A 21,105-nucleotide genomic window follows, 5' to 3' on the forward strand; every position below is an offset into this window, starting at 1 on the left:
AGTATGCAACAGTATCAACATATCCGGCAGGCGGCATACGAAGCCAATATGCAGCTGCCCGCGCTGGGACTGGTGATCTTCACCTTCGGGAATGTAAGCGCGGCGGACCGGCAGCTGGGCGTGTTTGCCATCAAGCCGAGCGGAGTGCCCTATGCGGAACTATCTCCCGAAAAAATGGTAATCGTGGACTTTGATGGTAAAACAGTTGACGGGCAGTTACGTCCCTCCTCCGATACCCTCACCCACGCCGTATTGTATAAACACTGGGAACATATCGGCGGCATTGTGCATACCCATTCCACCTACGCTACGGCATGGGCACAAAGCCAGCGCGACATTCCCATTTACGGCACCACGCACGCCGATCATAACACCGTGGATATTCCCTGCGCCCCGCCCATGTCGGACGAGATGATTGCCGGCGATTACGAATACCAGACCGGCTTCCAGATCATGAACACACTGGCGGAAAGAGGGCTGTCCTACGAAGAGATTGAAATGATCCTGGTAGGGAACCATGCACCATTCACCTGGGCAAAAACTCCTGCCAAAGCAGTGTATAACAGCGCCGTACTGGAATCGGTGGCTCAAATGGCGTATCTCACTGAGTCGATAAACAATAATGCACCCCGACTGAAAGATGCGCTGATCCGGAAACATTTTGAACGTAAACATGGCCCCAATTCCTATTACGGGCAATAAACCAAGCAACATGATTAATCTGAAAAATTTCGAGATCTGGTTTGTAACCGGCAGTCAGCACCTGTACGGAGAAGAAACATTGAAACAGGTAGCCGCACACAGCCAGGAAATTGCCGCTTCCCTGAACGGCGATGCACGTATACCCGTTACCGTAGTATATAAACCTACTGTGAAAACACCGGACGAAATCTATGCTGTATGCATGGAAGCAAATGCCGCTCCCAACTGTATAGGCGTAGTTACCTGGATGCATACTTTCTCCCCCGCAAAAATGTGGATCCGTGGCCTGAAAGCATTGTCCAAACCCATCTGCCACCTGCATACACAATTCAACCGCGATATCCCCTGGAGCGAAATTGATATGGACTTTATGAACCTGAACCAGAGCGCGCATGGCGACAGGGAGTTCGGATTCATGATGAGCCGTATGCGTATGAACCGCAAAGTGATAACAGGTCACTGGCAGGACCCTGAAGCACTGGATGAGCTGGGCGCATGGGCAAGGGTTGCCGCCGGTTGGCACGACTGGCAGGGCGCACGTTTTGTACGCTTTGGCGATAATATGCGCTTTGTAGCCGTTACTGACGGGGATAAGGTGGAAGCGGAATCCGTATTCGGTTTTTCCTGCAACACTCACGGTATAGGCGATCTCGTTAGTGTGATCAACGGTATCTCCGATGCGGCTGTAGCCTCCCTCGTAAAAGAATACGGCGACGTATATACGATATCTTCCGCGCTCCTGCAGGACCCCGCCCTGAAAGATGCGGCACGCATTGAGCTGGGTCTGAAAGCCTTCCTGGAAAACGGGAATTTCAAAGGCTTCTCTGATACTTTTGAAGACCTTCATGGCATGGTACAACTGCCGGGCATTGCAGTGCAGCGCCTCATGAAAGCAGGTTACGGTTTCGCCGGGGAAGGCGACTGGAAAACAGCTGCGCTGGTGCGGGCCATGAAAGTAATGGGTAGCGGCTTACCTGGTGGAAACTCCTTCATGGAAGATTATACCTATCACTTTGATCCGTCTAATCCAATGGTGCTGGGCTCCCATATGTTGGAGATCTGTGAATCCATTGCCAGCGGCAAGCCATCGTGCGAAAAACACCCGCTGGGCATAGGTGGGAAAGCCGACCCGGTACGCCTTGTATTTAATGCTGCTGCCGGACCAGCTATCAACGCTTCCATTGTGGACATGGGCAACCGTTTCCGCCTGCTGGTAAATGAAGTGGAAGCCGTGGAGCCGCCACAGGACCTGCCAAAGCTACCGGTGGCCCGCGTGCTCTGGAAGCCATACCCTGACATGAAAAAAGGCTGCACTGCCTGGATCCTCGCAGGTGGCGCACACCATACCTGCTACAGCCAGAACCTTACCTCCGCACATATGCAGGACTTTGCAGAAATGGCAGGTATTGAACTGGCACTGATAGGAAAGCATACCGACCTGCGCGAATTCAAAAATGAGCTGCGCTGGAACGATGTTGCTTTTAAATAATTCCAACTGCCGGCGGGCGCTTCAATCACATTGGAAATGCCCGCCGGTTGCTTTATCATCAGCCAACTTCTTAAAGCAAAAGATAATAAACTGCCCGTTATGCAAAACATCCTTTCCACCGGCGATATACTCGTCTTCATTACTTATTTTATCGTGGTTGCCGTATATGGCTACTGGATATACAGGAAGAAAAAGAAGCAGCATACAGATACCAAAGACTTCTTCCTGGCAGAAGGTTCCCTTACCTGGTGGGCAATCGGTGCTTCACTGATTGCATCAAATATTTCTGCGGAGCAGTTTATCGGAATGAGCGGCGATGGCTACTTCGTTGGTATTGCTGTTGCCGCCTATGAATGGATCGCCGCTATTGCTCTTATCATCATTGCAGTATGGTTTATTCCCATCTACCTGAAGAATAAGATCTATACCATGCCGCAGTTCCTGAAAACGCGTTACAATGAAACTGTGGCGCTGATCATGGCTATTTTCTGGTTATTCCTCTACGTGTTTGTTAATCTCACCTCTATCCTCTACCTCGGCGCATTGGCCATCAATGGCCTGCTGGGAGGAGAGTACCTGCATGTGGTGATGATTGCGCTTTCTGTATTTGCCATCATTATTACGCTTGGCGGTATGAAAGTGATAGGTTATACAGATGTGATCCAGGTAGGAGTATTGATCATCGGGGGATTGGCCACTACTTACATGGCCTTAACCCTGGTAAGTGAGAAGTTTGGCCTGGGCCACAATGCGCTTGCTGGTTTCGGCGCCCTCATGAAAGATGCGCCGGATCATTTTCACATGATCCTTGCAAAGCCGGATGCCACTTCTTCACAGGAATACATCAATAAGTACCTGGTGCTCCCCGGTATCCTGATGTATGCTGCCGGCCAGTGGATCGTGAACCTCAACTACTGGGGTTGCAACCAGTATATTACGCAACGTGCACTGGGCGCGGATCTGCAAACAGCCCGCAACGGTATTCTCTTTGCAGGCTTACTGAAAATCATGATGCCTATCATTGTAATGCTGCCGGGTATTGCTGCGTATGTATTACAGAAGAATGGCCACCTGCCTAACCTGGCCAGCAAAGACGGCGCCTACACCGCTATTCTCGGATTCCTGCCATCAGGACTGAAGGGCTTGTCTATCGCCGCTTTAACAGCCGCTATCGTAGCCTCTCTTGCGGGTAAGGCCAATAGTATCTCTACTATCTTTACACTCGACGTATACCGTAAATATATTAAGAAGGATGCCTCTGAAGCAAAGCTGGTGTGGACCGGTCGCATCACCGTTGTTGCCGCCATGTTGCTGGGCATCCTCTTTACCTGGAACGACCTGCTGGGCATTGGTGGTGAAGGTGGATTTACTTTTATCCAGAAATATACCGGCTTTATCAGCCCGGGCGTATTCGCCATGTTCCTGCTGGGAATGTTCTGGAAACGCACTACCGGCGCTGCTGCAGTAGCGGGTATCATTACAGGTTTCACACTTTGTGTATTCTTTAACCAGTTTGCACCTGCTGTACTTGGCCATGAAACAATTTTCTATACCGCTTACCCCAATGGTAAAGGCGGTTATGAAATTCCTTTCCTCATCTGTATGGGACTGGCCTTCATGTTCACCATGATAGTGATGATCGCCATCAGCTTTGCAGGACCAAAAGTGAACCCGAAAGCCTTTGTACTGGATAAATCAATGTTTAAGATCAGCCCGGCCACTACCGTGATGATTGTAATAACACTGCTGCTCTTATCCGCATTGTACATCCGCTTCTGGTAACGCGAGTTTTGTCTGACTCAGGATTATGATGATTACGCTGATTTTATTTTTAGATTTACTTTGATTTGCTTCTATTGTTTTGATAAAAATCAGCTAAAATCCAAAATAATAAATCAGCGTAATCATCATAATCCTGAGTCAGACAAAATCCGCTACAATAAATTATTATTATGAGAAGATATTCACAGCAGACCCGATTATTATTTGCCGTTGACTGTATCATATTTGGATTCGATGGCCAGGAACTGAAACTGCTGCTGATACAGAGGGGATTTGAGCCCTGCAAGGGTCAATGGAGCCTGGTAGGCGGATTTATCCAGGAAGAGGAAAGCGCCGAAGACGCTGCCAGCAGGGTGTTGAAAAACCTCAGCGGACTGGATGGTATTTATATGGAACAGCTCCATACCTTCAGTTCTCCTTCCCGCGATACGGTGGAACGCACCGTATCAGTGGCCTACACTGCCCTGATCGATATTCAGAAATACAAACAGCAACTGAATGAAGATTTCCATGCAGTATGGTTCCCGATCAACCATCACCCGGAACTTATTTTTGATCATAAGGCCATGGTAGATCTTGCAAAGGAGAAACTGCGCTACAAAGCGGCATTGCATCCGCTGCTGCTGGAACTGCTGCCGGGAAAATTCACTATCCCGCAGTTACAGCACCTCTACGAATCTGTGTATAATATCTCTTTTGATAAAGGTAATTTCAGCCGCAAGATCCTGTCTACCAAGCTGCTGGTAAAGCTCACCGACAAGGATAAACTAAGCTCCAAGAAAGGCGCTTTTTATTATAAGATAGACCGGAAAAAATACAACGCCAATTTCCACGCCTTCCTGAACTTTGTTCCGGATCCGCATATGCTGCAACATAACGGCCCTGCAGTCTGAATCAAAAAAAACGGTATAATCATATATGAGAACACAACGTTTTATCACGGCGCTGGCCCTGCTCGGGGGCGTATATACTACCCCGTTAGCCGCACAGCAACCGTTGAATTTTACTGTAAAGGCCGGCGAGGTGAAAACGCCGGTATCGCCCAACATGTGGGGTATTTTCTTTGAAGACATCAATCTCAGTGCAGATGGAGGCATTTATGCGGAGCTGGTAAAGAACCGTTCTTTTGAGTTCAGCTCTCCGCTTATGGGATGGAGCATACCAAAAGACGCTGTATCCAACGGGCAGATAGTGGTGGTTAACCGTAAAGAAGACCATCCTTCCAATCCCCGCTTTGCAAGGATAACGATGCCGGATACACGTAGCTTTGAGATCGTGAATGAAGGGTTCCGTGGCATGGGGATCAAAGCAGGGGAACAATACAACTTTTCCGTGTATGCCCGCCAACAGGAGGGCGCTGTAAAGCTTACTGTGACCCTGCTGGATGATGCAGGCAAAGCCATTGGCGGCGCTACTGTAACACCGCAAGGCAGCAACTGGCAGCAATACAAGGCCAGTTTCACCGCTAATGCTACTGTACCAAAAGGAAAGCTGAAAGTGGCTTTCGATGGCAACGGTGTGATAGATGTAGATATGATCTCCCTGTTCCCTCAGCATACCTGGAAGGAACGGAGCAACGGGCTGCGCGCCGACCTGGTGCAACTGCTGGCCGACCTGCACCCGGGTTTCCTGCGCTTTCCCGGCGGCTGTATTGTAGAAGGGCGTGAGCTGACGAACCGCTACCAGTGGAAAAAAACAGTGGGAGACGTGAATGATCGTGAAGTGATCATGAACCGGTGGAACAATGAATTTGCACACCGCGCTACACCGGATTATTTCCAGTCGTTCGGACTTGGCTTCTTTGAATATTTCCAGCTGGCGGAAGATATAGGCGCTTCTCCTTTGCCTATCCTCAACTGTGGCATGGCCTGCCAGTTCAACAGTGCAGAGGTGGTTGCTGTGAATGAACTGGATCCTTATATCCAGGACGCACTGGACCTGATTGAATTTGCTAACGGGGACGTAAGTACGAAATGGGGCGCCCTGCGTGCAAAAATGGGCCATCCTGCGCCTTTTAACCTGAAAATGATGGGTGTAGGCAATGAGCAGTGGGGGCCGCAATACGTAGAGCGTTATACCGCCTTTGCAAAGGCCATAAAGAACAAATACCCGGAGATTAAACTGGTGAATAGTCTTGGCCCCGACCCCGACGGTGATAAATTTACTTTCCTCAACGATACCCTCCGTAAGCTGAATGCGGACATTCTTGATGAGCATTACTACAGCTCTCCCGAGTGGTTCTTCCGCAATGCGGCCCGTTATGATTCCTACGACCGTAAAGGCCCTAAGATCTTTGCCGGCGAGTATGCCGCACACAGCAAGGGAGTAGGCAATGGTGATAATAAGAACAGCTGGTTGTGCGCATTGGCGGAAGCCGCCTTTATGACCGGCCTGGAACGTAATACAGATGTAGTGGTGATGGCATCCTATGCACCGCTGCTGGCGCATGTGGATGGATGGCAGTGGACACCGGACCTTATCTGGTTTGATAACCTGCGCGCCTATGGTACGCCTAATTACTATGTACAAAAACTTTACGGCAACCACAAAGGCACAACTGTAGTACCTATACTAAAAGGTAATGAGTTCATCAGCGGGCAGGATAGCGTATATGCGTCTACGGTAGTAGATAATGCCACCGGTGAACTGATCATTAAACTGGTGAATGCGGCAGCTACTCCTAAACCGGTGACGGTAGCTGTACAAGGGGTGAAAGGGCTGGCGGCCAATGGCCGCCTGATTACCCTGGGCAGCGATAGCCTGCCGGGGCTTAATTCACTGGATCAGCCTACCCGCATTTCCCCGCAGGAGAAAAGTATTGCGATCAAAGGAAAAACGATCCGTACGGAAATAGCGCCCTGGTCATTCTATGTGATCCGCGCAAGAATAAATAAATAGTCACCTGGCAGGTATGTACCGGCGGCAGGGAAATTTTTCCTGCCGCCGTTTTTTTTTGGGTAAAAAAAGACGCATGAAACAGGTATTATGCACGACACAGGCCGCCGTTGTCGGTTTTAAAGGGCATACCTGGGCGCCGGACATCAGTTATCATAACGGGTGGTATTATCTGTATTATGCGGTTTCCGCCTTTGGTAAAAATACATCTGCCATCGGGGTGACGGTTAACAGGACGTTGGATCCGCGATCGCGTGATTTTAAATGGATCGATAAAGGTATGGTGATACAATCCGTTCCCGGCAGGGAACGACTATCTTGTTTTTCACGGATATGATGCAGGTAACCGGGGTAAAACAACGCTGAAGGTGGAACTGTTGCAATGGGAAAGTGACTGGCCGGTAATAAAACAGGTGTTAGCGGAAACTACCCGCTAACACCTGTAGTGTTTATTCTTTTATTATTCTGCATCCGTATAACGGGCCCGCGCTATTATTGGCTTTGGGCACGAAGCGGATGTTTACGCTTTGTTTACCTTTGGTAAGATGCTCCGGAATATCGTATGAAACAGGATAGAAGCGGCTCTCTTTAAATTTGTTGAGATCTTCGGTAGCAATGGTAGTGCCATCTACAATGATATCAAAGGTGCGGCCCCGGTTATCCATGCCCCAGTAGGTGCATTGCAGTGAATGGCGGGAGTTGGGATCTACCTTCATGTTAAAGGAGAAATATCCTCCGGGCCAGGCGATACGCCATTTACGTCCATGTTCCTCTTCCGTGCTGGTTTTTTCACCGGTAAATTCATGATCCCTTTCAGGTTGCATTTCACCGGGGCGCAGAATATCTGTAGTACGTGCATCCAGTTCCTGCTGTGCTTTTTTCGCGGCAGCGTATTTCACCTGCTGTTCCTGCCAGCTTTGCGGGGTAAATACATCCCAGTATACGGTGTAGTATTCATTGCGGGTTTGATAAAAAGGAGTGAGTGTTACATCCTTTGGCTGCGCGGTACCGGTGGTGCGGAAGATGAGCGATTCAGGATCTTCCGTCCGGCTGATCCACGTAACGGGTTGCTGGTTGGCTGGTACCAGTACAGGAACGCCGCTTACAGGGTCGGGTTCTTTTTCTCCCAGGGTGCCGGACAATAATACCGGGCCATAGAATAATGCCTGCCTGTTGGGATTGTCAGGGAGGGCTTCTGAATATACATCTGCCGGTAGGGTAAGCGTTACCTGGTCGTTGTTCTTCCAGTTGCGGGTAACAGAGAGGTAGCCGCTTTCATCTGTCTGCAGTGGTTGTTCCGTACCATTTACCCGGAGGGTCATACCTGCCCTGGCCCATGCCGGTTTGCGGATACGCATGGTGAATGGCGCTGCTTTCTTTGTGCTAACGGTGAGGGTTATACGATTATCTGCTGGCAGTTTGTTTTCCTGTTTTATAGTAACACCTTTCTCTTTCCATTGCAGTACGGAAGGGATAAACAGGTTTACGAACAGGCTGCCGTCGGCGCCACGATAGTAAATGCTTTCCCCGTATTTCACATGATTCTCCATGCCTGATCCCACGCAGCAGGTGAAGGTTTCAAACTCATCGCTGTATTCTTTATGACCTCCCATACGGAGCGGCACAAAATAGCACATCATACCGGTTTCGTGGTGTTGCGAGGCGAGGATATGATTGTATAATGCTTTCTCGTAGTAGTCCATCAGGCGTGCCTGCGGATCCAGTGCAAACAGGTGCCTGGTGAGTTTAAGCATGTTATAGGTATTGCATGTTTCGGTGGTATTGTCGGTGAGCGCTTCATTGAGCTGTCTTGCGGGACCGAAGTATTCATAATTGCTGTTGCCCCCGTTTGCGTAGGAGTGGTCCCTGGTAACTACTTCCCAGAAGTATTTTGCGATAGCCGCATCTTTGGGATCTTTATTCAGCTCATACCTGCGGATACTGGCAATGGCCTTAGGGATCTGGGTGTTGGAGTGCTTTCCCGGAAGTATATCTTTCCCTATAGCCAGGGAATCCAGGATGCGTTTATCATAAAAGCGATAGGAGAGGTCCAGGTATTTTTTATCGCCGCTTAAAGCGTAGGTATTTACCAGTGTTTCCGCCATGCCCCCGTATTCGCAGATCAGCATTTTCTGCATCTGTTCTTCCGACAGGTTTTTGATCACGTTGCCGGTCCAGTCGGCGATGCCTTTGTTTACCTGCAGCGCTTCCGCATTGTTACAGTACAGCCATGCGTCCAGCAGGCCGGCCATGATTTTGTGCACGGTATACCAGGGCGACCAGCCGCCGTTAAGGTCGAAGCCCCGGGAACGGATATCGCCGGCAGCAATTTCAGACCAGAGTTTATCATCATTGGGGAAGGCGCCTATATAACCATTGTGGCGGTTCTGCTGGCACAGTGCCAGCTCACTGACCAGGTAGGCCACCCGGTTGAGATAGGCCGTATCTTTAGTGGCGGCATATTGCATGGAGCAGGCCGACAGGTAATGCCCCATGGTATGGCCTGCAAGACCGCCCGTTTCCCATCCGCCATATTGTTTGCCTTTTGCAGGTAGCCCGGCATTGGTGCGGAAGGCAGATAACAGCCGGTCGGGATCTATCTTTAACAGGTACCTGGCATCCGCCTGCATCGCTGTTTTAAATGGGCTCTCCAGGAGGGTGACATCTGTTATCGGGAACGGGTATGCTTTTATGGTGGCAGCCGGCAGCACTTTCATCTTTTTTTCTTTCCATTCCGGCACATAGGATTGAGCGCAGGCGCTATAGTACAGCTGGAGGCTGCCTGCCAGCAACAGCCCTGTAGTGATCAGTCTTTTCATTTCTTCAGTATTTAACATGCTAAAACTAATCCGCACACCGTATACTTACTTTCCAATTATTGACAGATAGTACACGTATTTTAATCAATAGCGTTTTTAATTGTTCTTGTGACAATAAATTTCAAATAAAAATATTTGACTTTAACGGGATTATCCCGATATTTAGTGACTCTTTTTCACTTAACATCAAAATACGTTATGGACATGAACCTTAAGGCGTTAACCGCTCTCATGATTTCAGGCGGTACCATGCTGGCCTCCTGCAACAATAATACTGCAAAAACAGCCGAAAGCAAGGATTCTACTGCAACAGCTGAAACGGCTGTAACAAATGGTCCACGCAGCTTTGGCCAGGCAGATGGCCAGGAAGTGTTGCAATATACCCTGAAGAATGCAAACGGGATGGAAGTAAAGATCCTGAACTATGGCGGTACCATCACGGATATTATCACCCCCGACAAACAGGGAGAGAAAGGCAATGTGGTATTGTCTTACGATTCACTTTCCGGCTATCAGCAGAAAGGTCAGCCATATTTTGGGGCACTGGTGGGCCGTTATGCCAACCGTATTGCCAATGCAAAGTTTAAACTGGATGGCAAAGAGTACACATTGGCTCCTAACAATAACGGTAACAGTTTGCACGGCGGACTGAAAGGATTTGACAAAGTAGTTTGGGCGGCCACTCCTGCGGGCGACAGCAGCCTGCAGCTGGTATATAACAGTAAAGACGGAGAAGAAGGCTACCCTGGTAATCTCCAGGCTACTGTAGTGTATACGCTCACGCCAGACAACGCCCTGCAGATCACCTACAAGGCTACTACCGATAAGCCAACACCGGTGAACCTTACCAATCATGCTTACTTCAATCTTTCCGCAGGAAAAGACAGCACTATCCTCGGGCATGAATTGTCTCTGAAGGCCAGTCGCTACACCCCTGTAAATGATAAGCTGATCCCAACCGGTAAACTGGAGCCTGTGAAAGGCACGCCAATGGATTTTACTACTGCTAAAAAGATCGGTGCAGATATAGGTAAAGTAAAAGGAGGCTACGATCACAACTGGGTACTGGACAAACAGGAAGGCGTACTGGAAACAGTAGCTACACTGTATGACCCTACCAGCGGCCGTTACATGGAAGTAGCCACCACTCAGCCTGGTATCCAGTTCTATACCGGCAACTTCCTGGATGGTACGCTTACCAACACCCGTAACGGGCAGAAATATGTGCAGAATGCCGCTCTTTGCCTGGAAACACAACACTTCCCTGATTCTCCCAACCAGCCGTCTTTCCCGAATGTGATCCTGAAACCAGGTGACACATTTTCGCAGACAACTGTGTATAAGTTTTCAGTGAAATAACTCGCTTACCGCCTTCGGCGGCGCGCGGAGTTTGTCTGACTCAGGATTAAACTGATTACGCTGATTACACTGATTACGCTGATTACACTGATTTTATCTTTGAGATTTAGTAAATGATTAAGGGAGATAAAAGCGGGTATTGCTTTTATCTCCCTTAATTTTTTATTAATTCAATCCTTTAAAAATCCAAAAGATAAAATCAGTGTAATCAGCGTAATCAGTTTAATCCTGAGTCAGACAAACTCCGCGCGCCGCCGAAGGCGGCCCACCACTAATAGTTAGGGTTCTGCACGAGTGTGCCTTTGCTTCTGTCGATCTCCTGCTGAGGCATCGGGAAGTAGTAGTTTTTGGGTTTGCTGAATTTCCGTGGCGCCCCGCCCCTGGTGATCACGGTACCGTTATACGCCAGCTTGGGCTTTTTGTACAGCTCCACGATATCCACCAGGCTGGCTTTGTCCCAGCGCAGCAGGTCCTGGTGCCTTTCATTTTCCCCGCATAGTTCCACCCTGCGTTCATGCATCAGTGCGGCCATGCCGGCATTGGTAACAGCAGGCAAAGTGGCTGAAGCACGTTTGCGGATGGCATTGATTTCCACATCACCGGCGCCTGGTCCGTTTAAGCGGATCTTTGCTTCTGCTACCAGCAGGTAAATATCTGCCGCGCGCATCAGTGGTGTTTTAAGAGAGTAATCCAATCCGCCGGAGGGTTTCCAGCTGCAGAATTTCTTGTAGTGATAGCCGCTCCAGGAAGCCGCCGCTTCATAGGTGGCAATGCCGGTACCGATGTTGATCTTATCGCCGGGCTGCATGATACAGATGTTTTTACGTGGATCGCCGGCTTCAAATTCATCTACCAGTCCTTTGGTAGGGTAGAAGAAACTCCATCCGTTCCAGTTGCGGGGGGCATGATAGGTAATGAAATCGGAGTAACCATTTCCATCTACTGTTTGAACGGCCAGCAGCATTTCCGGATTATTGCCGGTGGCTACGCTGAAATTATCCGCATAGTTAGGCGCCAGTTTATAGTTAGCATTGCTAATTACTTTGTTGCCGTATTCAATGGCTTTGTCCAGCTTGGCCCAGTTCATATACAGTTTACAAAGCAGGCCCCATGCAGCGCCTTTGCTTACGCGGCCTTTATTGGCATCATCATAGCTTTCGGGCAGCTGATCGGCAGCCGCCAGTAAGTCGCTTTCAATCTGGGCGCGCAGCTCATCTGCTGTTACTTTGGGTTTGTTGTAGGAAGATTTGAGTACATCATCTTCCGTGATAATAGGAGCTTCGCCATAGATCAGCAGCAGGCGCCAGTAAGCGAATGCGCGGAAGAAGTGTGCTTCTCCCAGGCAGCGGTTCTTAATGTCAGCATCCATGCCTGCAATTTTAGGTACATAGATCAGTACGTTGTTGGAGCGGTTAATGGTTTCATATTTCCATCTCCAGCCTACTCTTACGCTGTAGGTGGATGCATCATAGGTGAAATCTTCTATCACCCCATCGTAATCATGATCACCGCCGCGTACCTGGTCGTCTGAGCAATTATCGAACACAAATTCATTAAAGCCGGTATAATCTTCTTCCAGTAAAATATTATAGATACCGGTTACGCCGTCCACAGCATCGCTTTGGTTACGCCAGTAGTTACCGGTACTGTACAATCCCTGTGGAGTTACATCCAGTACGCTTTTACAGCCGGTGAAAAGTAACCCCGTGAGTGCTAATATATATTTGATCCGTTGCATAGTAATTGATTTAAAGTTCCCGTGAATTAAAAGTTGAGGGTAGCGCCAAATGTAAAGGTCCGTGCCTGCGGATAAGCGGCTACGTCTACGCCTCTCTGCCTGTTCCCGTCGGAGGTGCCTTTGCTGCCGTCTGAAGAGCCGCTATAGCCCAGTTGCGGGGTCAGGCCGGAATAGCTGGTGAGCATGAACAGGTTTTGTGCGGCCACATATACATGGATATCTGAAATGCCGCTGCGTCCCCATACTTTGGATGGGATGGTGTAGCCAAGTGCTGCATTTCTCAGGGAGAAGTAATCGCCGCTTTCCACGAAACGGTCGGAAGCGCGGTTGTTCTGGTTGGCATTGCCAAGGGTCATTCTGGGCACCGTGTTGCTGGTACCGGCGCCATGCCAGCGGTTCAGTGCATCTGCATAGAGGTTGTATGGATAGTTGGCATCCATTCCCTGCATTTTATCGGCGTTGTAAAGTTTTACGCCGCCTACACCGGCAAAGGAGAGGCTCAGGTCAAAGCCTTTATAGCCTGCGCTGGCCTGTATGCCATATACCACTTTAGGATTGGGGCTGCCCAGGTTTATGCGGTCTTTATCATTTACCATGTTATCGCCATTGGTATCCAGGAAGCGTACATCGCCCGGTTGGATATTGTCTTTGTTGGGATCTTTGCTGATGTTGGGATCGTTATTGATCTCGTCCATGGTCTGGTAAATACCGCCTGTTTTCCAGCCATAGAAAGAAGCCAGCGGCTGGCCCACATAGGTGCGGGAAATTTCCTGTCCCTGCCTGCCATAGGGGGTAGAGCCGATATAGGAAGAAGGGTCGTATAATTTAGTGACTTCATTTTTGATGAAGGATGCGTTGGCGCTTACATTATAATGGAACTTATCGTTGCCGCCCTGGTAGCCTACTTCTATTTCCCAGCCCTTGTTGTTTAACTGGCCAAGGTTCCGGTCGGGGATAGCGGAGGTGCCATGCAGATCCATTTCAGGAGCTGGTACCAGCATATCGTTGGTATTTTTATTAAACCAGGTGATGGTGGCATTCAGTTTATCATGGAAGAACCCTGCTTCCAGGCTGATGTTGGTCATTTCGGCTTTTTCCCAGGTGATATCCGGGTTGGCCAGCCTGGAGTTCCAGATGCCGGTGTACGAGGTTTCCCCGAAATTATAGCGGCGGTCTTTATTGATCTGTGCGAGGTACTGGAATTCGGTAACATTCTGGTTACCCAGTTGTCCCCAGCCACCTGTTATTTTGAGGTTGCTGATTGCTTTGATATTGTCTTTGAAGAAGCTTTCATCGGAGATACGCCAGCCTGCGGAGAAGGCGGGGAAATAGCCCCAGCGCTGGTCTGGTGCAAACCTGGAGGATCCGTCGGCGCGGAAGGTAACGGTGAGCAGGTATTTATCTTTAAAGCCGTAAAAACCCCTGATAAATCCGGAGGCAATGGCATTGGCATTAAAGTAATTGCCTTTTGCATCGTGGATGTCGTTACCATTGCTTAGTACCAGTTGGTCTTTCGATTCATCATTATATCCCCATCTTTCCGCCTGGTTCCAGGACCCGTTATAGGTTTGCTGGGAGTAGCCACCGGTAACAGTGATGTGATGTATGTTCGACAGCACTTTGTTATAGGTGAGGAATATTTCACTCAGCTGGCTGTTATAGCTTTCATTGCGGGTAAAAAGTTCAGCATGATCGCGGGCCCTGGTTTGGTCAAGTACTTTCGGGTTGAAGCTGAACTGGTTCACCAGGCTGCCATCGAAACCATAATTGGCGCGGAGGGAAAGTCCATCCATGATCTCCACTTCGGCATATACGCTGGCCAGCATGCGGTAGTTTTTGGTCCAGGTGTCAGTGGTTTCAGCAGTATATACGGGGTTATTGATATCGCCCAGTTCATTGCTGGCTTTAGAGCTGCCCCAGCTGCCATCGGGGTTGTGAACGGGGATAGCGGGGTTAAAGCGCAGCGCGCTGAAAATAAGACCGGTTTGTGAAGAATAGGTATCGGGTCCGCTGTTTTGTTTATAGGTAAGCTGCAGGTTTTCGCCCACTTTTACACGCTTGCCCAGCTTATGTTCTGAGTTGATGCGTACGGAATATCTTTTGAAGTAGGAGTTGGTGATGATGCCATCTTCATTATAGTAACCTGCGCTGAACATATAATTGGAAGTATTGTTACCGCCCCGCAGGTTCACATCAGCATTGGTGATATGCCCGGTGCCAAACAGTGCGCGCTGCCAGTCGGTGCGCTGGGTGGCATAGTATGGATCCTGCCATACAGCCTCTATAGGTACTCCATCGTTGGTATAGCGTTCCTGTTTCAGTTTTACCAGATCGGGAGCGGTGAGCAGCGACACATAGTGTGAGACGTTGGAAATGCCGCGGTATACATTCACCGATGCCTTCAGTTTTTCGCCATAATTACCTTTTTTGGTGGTAATGATCACCACGCCGTTAGCGGCGCGGGTGCCATAGATAGCAGAAGAGGAGGCGTCTTTAAGTATTTCCATGGAGGCGATGTCGTTTGGGCTTACATCGGCCAGGCCGCCTGCGGGCACGCCGTCAATAATGATCAGCGGGTCGGCATTATTAATGGTGCCGGTACCGCGTATACGGATAGAGGGCGTGCTGCCGGGAGAGGCGTCGGACCGAACTATATCCACGCCTGTAACGCGGCCCTGGATGGCCTGTGCGGCGTCTGATACAGGGAGGTTCTTAATATCTGATCCTTTTACAGAGGCGATGGTACCGGTTACATCGCGGCGGCTCTGCACACCGTAACCTACTACCACTACTTCTCCCAATCCTTTGGTGGCGGCGGCCAGGGCTACATTGATAATGGTTTTGTCGCCGATAGTAACTGTTTGGGGTTCGTACCCTATAAACGAGAACAAAACCGATTTAGCACCCGGTGGTAAAGAAAGGGTATAGTTCCCTTTTGCATCGGTACTGGCGCCGGCAGAGGTGCCGGTTACGATAATATTTACACCAGGCAGACCAGCACCATCTGCCGTCCCGGTAACTTTTCCGGTAAGGGTCTTTTGCGCAAAAGCCACGCTGCTGGCTACGCATAGAAAGACCATCAGAAAGCATAATTTTCCAATTAATGAGTACCTCATAACAAATGAATAAGACGTGAATTTGAATAAACGTAAATGGAACAGATATACGGCCTGTCTTTATTGTTTTGTAGCCTAATGTTTTTTGGTTGTGATTAAATAAATTTGCTAAATCGTTATTGCACATCTGCCTGCTGCAGGGATCTTATATAATTCACTGCGTCCCTCAAAAAGAGATGAAACAAAGTTGGCTTTCACATGATCAATATGGCACGTCGTATCGCTTAGTCAGAAAAGGAATTACATATCTACATCACATTGCATTGTATCATTTTCTGCTGGTAAGGTAACGAATTTTGTAAATGTACGTGTATAGTTTTTTGCCCGGGTATGGTACTGGATTAATTATGTATTAATACTTTGAAAGGCGTAAGGGATACGCTTATGGGGAAAGTAAAGGAGGGGGACTTTTAATAGTCCCCCTGGTTGACATATCATTTAGTAAGAAGGATCGGTGGTGGTTATATTTTCCTTTTGGGAAACAGCAGTACGGTTACTGTTGGCTAAAAAGTACACGGGTATACCAGACAGGGTAATGAATAATCCCGGCCATGTAAATCTTGGTTTATATACAAACAGCAGGCCGCAGAAAGCAATGCCCATCAATATATATAGCACAGGCAATACGGGATATCCGAAAGCTTTGTAGGGCCTGTCGGCATCCGGGCGTTTCTTGCGGAGAATAAAGATACCTGCAATAGTAAGCATATAAAAGGCCACCACTACGAAAGAGATCATATCCAGCAGATCGCCGTAACGGCCGCTCAGGCACCATAAGCAGGCCACCACGCATTGGATCCATAATGCAAAAGAAGGCACCGAAGCGCGGTTTAGATGGCCGGCCTTTTTAAAGAACAGGCCATCCTTTGCCATGGTATGATATACACGGGCCCCGGCCAGTATCAGCCCGTTGTTGCAGCCAAATGTGGAGATCATGATCATAACGGCAATAATTACAGTACCGGTGTTTCCAAGTACGGCCTGCGACACGGACACGGCTACACGGTCTTTCGGCGCATGTGCAATCTCTGATAAAGGGAGTACCGCCAGGTAAGTGATATTGGTAAGTAGGTAGATAACAGTCACGATGGCTGTTCCCAGGAAAAGACTCAGCCCGATATTCCTCTTAGGGCTTTTTATTTCCCCGCCAACAAAGGCCACATTGTGCCAGGAGTCGCTGCTGAACACCGATCCAACCATGGCAGCCGCAATAGCGCCGAAAGCGGCGACGGTGGTGTAGAATGAAATGCTGCCGTCTGCAGTGAGCGGATGCAGTTGCCATGCCTGTTGCCAGTTGGCCTGCCACACTTCCGGCTTCACAGCCAGCAGCCCGCAAATGATCAACGCGGCGAGGCTCACCAGCTTGGTGAGTGTAAAGGTGGTTTGAATGGTTTTACCTCCTTCAATTCCACGTGTATTCATATAGGTTAGTAAAACGATCACCCCAATGGAAAGTAGTTGTGCCGCAGTGATATTTAAAGCGCCCACAGAAAGCAGCACATTTTCTTCACTGAACGCCGGCAGGAGATAGGCGGTGAATTTGGCAAAGGCTACGCCTACAGCGGCAATGGTAGCTGTTTGTATAACGGTGAAAAAGCTCCAGCCATACAGGAAGGCCGTCATAGGGTTATATGCCTCCTTCAGGTATATGTATTGTCCTCCTGCCCTTGGAAACATTCCGCTCAGCTCCCCGTAGCTCAATGCGGCAGTAAGCGTCATGAAGCCGGTGATCAGCCACACCAGCAGCAGCCAGCCTGCGCTTCCGGTATGACGGGTAATATCTGCACTGACAATAAAGATCCCGGAACCGATCATACTGCCGGCCACGATCATCGTAGCATCCAGCAGTTTAATGGATGGCTTAAAGGTAGGAGCGTCTGACATAGTAACTATCGTAGTTTGGTTGATTACAGGTTTATCTCCCCTAAAACTACAGTTACTTTGCTGGCAATTCTATTCGCTTTTTGATCAATACTATGCAGATTTTGTTGTGGCTCCGTTTTCGAGCTGCTCATACTCCCGCAGGTAGCTGCGGGGCGATTTACGGGTAATGCTTTTAAACACCCGGTTAAAATTTGCAATACTGTTAAAGCCGCAGTTATAGGCCACAGTGGCGATACTGTCGTACGAGCCCCCTGCCAGTTTCTTACAGGCTTCATTGATCCGCACCTCGTTCAGGAAGGAAACAAATGTTAGCCGCGTATGCTTTTTGAAATACCGGCAAAATGCCTGCGGTGTCATATGCGCTTCCCGGGCAATATCTTCCAGTTTTATTTCCGCATCATAATGCTGCATAATATAATTGTAGATATACCCGATACGGATACCTTCCTGCTCATTTACAGCAGATAACCTGGATCCTGTGATCAGCGGCTCCAGGTTTTTGATAGTGAGAAAGAAATTGATCAGCTCCACAAATGTGAGGAACTGTGCAATACCCTGCGACTGGTGTATCTTCAACAGCCGGCTGGATATATCCACCACATGCGCCTCGGGGATCTTGAACCCGTTCTGCGACTGATCAATAAAAGATTTTATCTTTTTAAATTCCGGTAAGCCAAACAAAGGCGCCAGCTTGCCTTCAGGGTTGAAGAAAAGCGTGAGGGCCTGCACATTTTTCTTGTTCTTGCTCCCGAATGGCGATTCTTCACTTTTTAACACATGCGGCTGGTTGCTCCCGATCCAGTATATTTCATTGGACCAGAAAGTATGCATATTATTCTCCACTATCAACGTGCCATGGCCATGCTGGATCCAGGTAAGCTGGATTTCTTCATGGCGGTGAAGATGCGGATAGAAAGCCGGCAACCGGTCTTGTTGTGTGATAATGGTTTTATCGTGCGCTACAGGTATTGTAAACTGCAATACTTTCATGTAATTACATTATTCTTTTTTTAACACCTTTAAAGAGATTGTAACCAAATTTAGGTGAAGATATGAGAACAAGTTATTAAAAAACGTTTAAAAACTAACCAATGCCTGGTGTACTTTTAAAAAATATCCGGAGAGCCGGATTATATTAATTGTCCATATTACATTTAATTATAGCGGATCAACACAACTTATGAAATATCAACGATTTCTTTACCTGCTGATTCTATGGAGCCTGCCAACGGGGCTGCTGCTCGCACAGCAAAACAAGCCAACGCCTTACCTGCCTTCACATGCGGAGATATTGCAGCGATACAGGAAAGTACAACTGCTGGATAGTATTACCCGGAAAACTATTTCCCGGCATAATGTGGACGCCAACTGGCTGCCCGACGGGAAGACGTTCTGGTACACGGTTACAGGAAAGGACAGTGTTAAAACAGCTTATCTTGTAACTGCTGCCACCGGGAAAAAAGAGCTGATCACCGATACCGCAAAAATTGCGCAACTGGCAAAGAACGAGGCCAGGCTGCTGCCGCTGAGACAGCATGAGCCCAGTCGCTGGGAAGGATTTGCCACCGACAGTATTTCGCCGGATAAACAATGGATAGCCACTACCATAGGCGGCAATGTATATATACGATCGGCAGCCACTGGTGCGCTTACGCCATTCACAACAGACGGGAAAGCCAGTGGCGATTTCTATGGTGCCTTTGCCTGGTCGCCCGACAGCAAATACCTTGTCGGGTACCGCATCCACCCCGTGGAAGATTCCGCGGTGTATTATGTGCTCACTGATGTGCCCGGCACCACCCGCGGGCAGTTGCGCTCCCATCCCTACAAACAGCCGGGCGATCCTTTTACTACTTTTGATATGTACCTGTTCACCATGGAAGGAAAAACCACTACCCGGGTGAAAACAGACAGGATCGATTTCTTTGACGCACCGGTACTGCACTGGCGCAACAAGGCCCCCCGCTATTTTCTCTATGAAAAAGTGGACCGTGGCCATCAGCGCTTCCGCGTAATAGAAGTGGATGCCGCCAATGGCAACACCCGCACTATACTGGATGAACAAACACCGACTTTCATCTACGAATCCCGTCTCTATACCCATTACCTGCCGGAAACCAATGAACTGCTCTGGACCTCTGAAAAGGATGGATGGCGGCACATCTACCTGGTGAACACCCTCACCGGTGAGATTAAGAACCAGGTAACAAAAGGCGATTGGGTAGTGAGGGAAATAGACAGTGTAGACGCAAAGAAAAGAGAGATATGGTTCAGGGCCGGCGGCAGGAACGCCGGGGAAGACCCTTACTTTGTTCACTACTACCGTACAGACTTTGCAGGGAAGCACCTGCTTGACCTGACACCGGCTGCCGGAAATCACCAGGTATTCTTTTCTCCCGACAGGAAATATTTCATTGATAAATACTCACAGGTAAATGTACCACCAGTGAATGAACTGCGCCGTACGGCCGACGGGAAACTGATGGCCGTGCTGGAAAGGGCAGACGTAAGCGGCTGGAAAGCCACCGGCGTTCCTTTCCCGGTTCCGTTCAGCGCAAAAGGCCGTGATGGCAAAACAGATATCTGGGGTATAATGTGCAGGCCAACAGATTATGATTCCACAAAAATGTACCCGGTAGTGGAAAACATTTATGCCGGTCCGCAGGATGCTTTTGTGCCCAAAAGCTTCATGAGCTATTATAATGATATGCAAAGCCTGGCGGATCTTGGGTTTATTGTAGTGCAGATAGATGGTATGGGTACCGCCAACCGTTCCAAGGCATTCCATGATGTATGCTGGAAAAATCTTGCTGATGCAGGGTTCCCCGACCGTATCCTCTGGATCAGGGCACTGGCTGAAAAATACCCGTTTGTGGATACCTCACGGGTAGGGCTATACGGAACTTCTGCCGGCGGCCAGAACGCCCTGGGCGGCCTGCTTTTCCACCCGGAGTTTTATAAGGCGGCAGTGGCTTCCTGCGGTTGCCACGATAACCGGGTAGATAAACAATGGTGGAATGAACAGTGGATGGGTTACCCCGTGGGCAAGGAGTATGAAGAGCAATCCAATGTAACGAACGCCGGTAAATTACAGGGCCGCCTGCTCCTGATAGTAGGGGAGGCCGATACTAACGTGCCGCCTGAATCTACTTACCGGGTGATCAACGCACTGATCAAAAAAGGAAAGTCTTTTGAATTCCTGCCGGTGCCTGGCATGGGACATAGCGACGGTGGTCCTTACGGGCGCATTAAACGCCGCGATTTCTTTGTAAAAAATCTTCTGAATACCAATCCGCCAGACAGAAATATAAATGAGTAAAT

13 protein-coding genes are annotated in these 21,105 nt (G+C 49.0%); 8 read left to right on the forward strand and 5 right to left on the reverse strand.

From position 1 onward, the window contains the following. The first annotated feature begins 3 nt into the window (after positions 1–3). The 6 genes from FN124_RS12310 to FN124_RS12335 all read left to right on the forward strand — a co-directional run bounded on the left by FN124_RS12310 (position 4) and on the right by FN124_RS12335 (position 7,205). Positions 4–702 carry an L-ribulose-5-phosphate 4-epimerase gene (locus FN124_RS12310; protein WP_142685014.1) on the forward strand — a complete coding sequence of 233 codons (699 nt, stop codon included), beginning with the start codon at positions 4–6 and terminating at the stop codon, positions 700–702. Between the two features lie 10 nt (positions 703–712). Next, entirely contained in the window at positions 713–2,191 is a 1,479-nt protein-coding gene (araA, locus tag FN124_RS12315; protein ID WP_142685015.1) for an L-arabinose isomerase, read from the forward strand. Between the two features lie 99 nt (positions 2,192–2,290). Beyond that, positions 2,291–3,973, forward strand: a complete 1,683-nt coding sequence (locus FN124_RS12320) for a sodium:solute symporter family transporter (protein ID WP_142685016.1) — start codon at positions 2,291–2,293, stop codon at positions 3,971–3,973. 170 nt (positions 3,974–4,143) lie between these two features. Beyond that, on the forward strand, positions 4,144–4,866 hold the full coding sequence (locus FN124_RS12325) for an NUDIX hydrolase (protein ID WP_142685017.1): 723 nt from the start codon (positions 4,144–4,146) through the stop codon (positions 4,864–4,866). A gap of 25 nt (positions 4,867–4,891) precedes the next feature. Beyond that, entirely contained in the window at positions 4,892–6,871 is a 1,980-nt protein-coding gene (locus FN124_RS12330; protein WP_142685018.1) for an alpha-L-arabinofuranosidase family protein, read from the forward strand. Positions 6,872–6,944: 73 nt separating this feature from the next. Beyond that, on the forward strand, positions 6,945–7,205 hold the full coding sequence (locus FN124_RS12335) for a family 43 glycosylhydrolase (RefSeq protein ID WP_260607406.1): 261 nt from the start codon (positions 6,945–6,947) through the stop codon (positions 7,203–7,205). A gap of 112 nt (positions 7,206–7,317) precedes the next feature. Here FN124_RS12335 and FN124_RS12340 read toward each other — a convergent pair whose 3' ends face one another. After that, on the reverse strand, positions 7,318–9,687 hold the full coding sequence (locus FN124_RS12340) for a glycoside hydrolase family 127 protein (protein WP_142685020.1): 2,370 nt from the start codon (positions 9,685–9,687) through the stop codon (positions 7,318–7,320). A gap of 198 nt (positions 9,688–9,885) precedes the next feature. Between FN124_RS12340 and FN124_RS12345 the strand changes: the two genes are divergently transcribed. After that, positions 9,886–11,046 carry an aldose epimerase family protein gene (locus FN124_RS12345; protein ID WP_221887762.1) on the forward strand — a complete coding sequence of 387 codons (1,161 nt, stop codon included), beginning with the start codon at positions 9,886–9,888 and terminating at the stop codon, positions 11,044–11,046. A gap of 271 nt (positions 11,047–11,317) precedes the next feature. Here FN124_RS12345 and FN124_RS12350 read toward each other — a convergent pair whose 3' ends face one another. The 4 genes from FN124_RS12350 to FN124_RS12365 all read right to left on the reverse strand — a co-directional run bounded on the left by FN124_RS12350 (position 11,318) and on the right by FN124_RS12365 (position 18,774). After that, complete coding sequence (locus FN124_RS12350; RefSeq protein WP_142685021.1) at positions 11,318–12,784, reverse strand: RagB/SusD family nutrient uptake outer membrane protein; 1,467 nt, start codon at positions 12,782–12,784, stop codon at positions 11,318–11,320. Between the two features lie 26 nt (positions 12,785–12,810). Beyond that, positions 12,811–15,864 carry a SusC/RagA family TonB-linked outer membrane protein gene (locus tag FN124_RS12355; protein WP_185937173.1) on the reverse strand — a complete coding sequence of 1,018 codons (3,054 nt, stop codon included), beginning with the start codon at positions 15,862–15,864 and terminating at the stop codon, positions 12,811–12,813. 474 nt (positions 15,865–16,338) lie between these two features. Beyond that, positions 16,339–17,784: an APC family permease gene (locus tag FN124_RS12360; RefSeq protein ID WP_142685023.1), complete on the reverse strand. Its 1,446-nt coding sequence runs from the start codon at positions 17,782–17,784 to the stop codon at positions 16,339–16,341. Positions 17,785–17,874: 90 nt separating this feature from the next. Further along, entirely contained in the window at positions 17,875–18,774 is a 900-nt protein-coding gene (locus tag FN124_RS12365) for an AraC family transcriptional regulator (protein ID WP_142685024.1), read from the reverse strand. Positions 18,775–18,964: 190 nt separating this feature from the next. Between FN124_RS12365 and FN124_RS12370 the strand changes: the two genes are divergently transcribed. Then, positions 18,965–21,103, forward strand: a complete 2,139-nt coding sequence (locus tag FN124_RS12370) for a S9 family peptidase (protein ID WP_142685025.1) — start codon at positions 18,965–18,967, stop codon at positions 21,101–21,103. The last annotated feature ends 2 nt before the right edge of the window (positions 21,104–21,105 follow it).

The sequence above is a fragment of the Chitinophaga polysaccharea genome (assembly GCF_902150045.1).
Lineage (GTDB): Bacteria > Bacteroidota > Bacteroidia > Chitinophagales > Chitinophagaceae > Chitinophaga > Chitinophaga polysaccharea_A.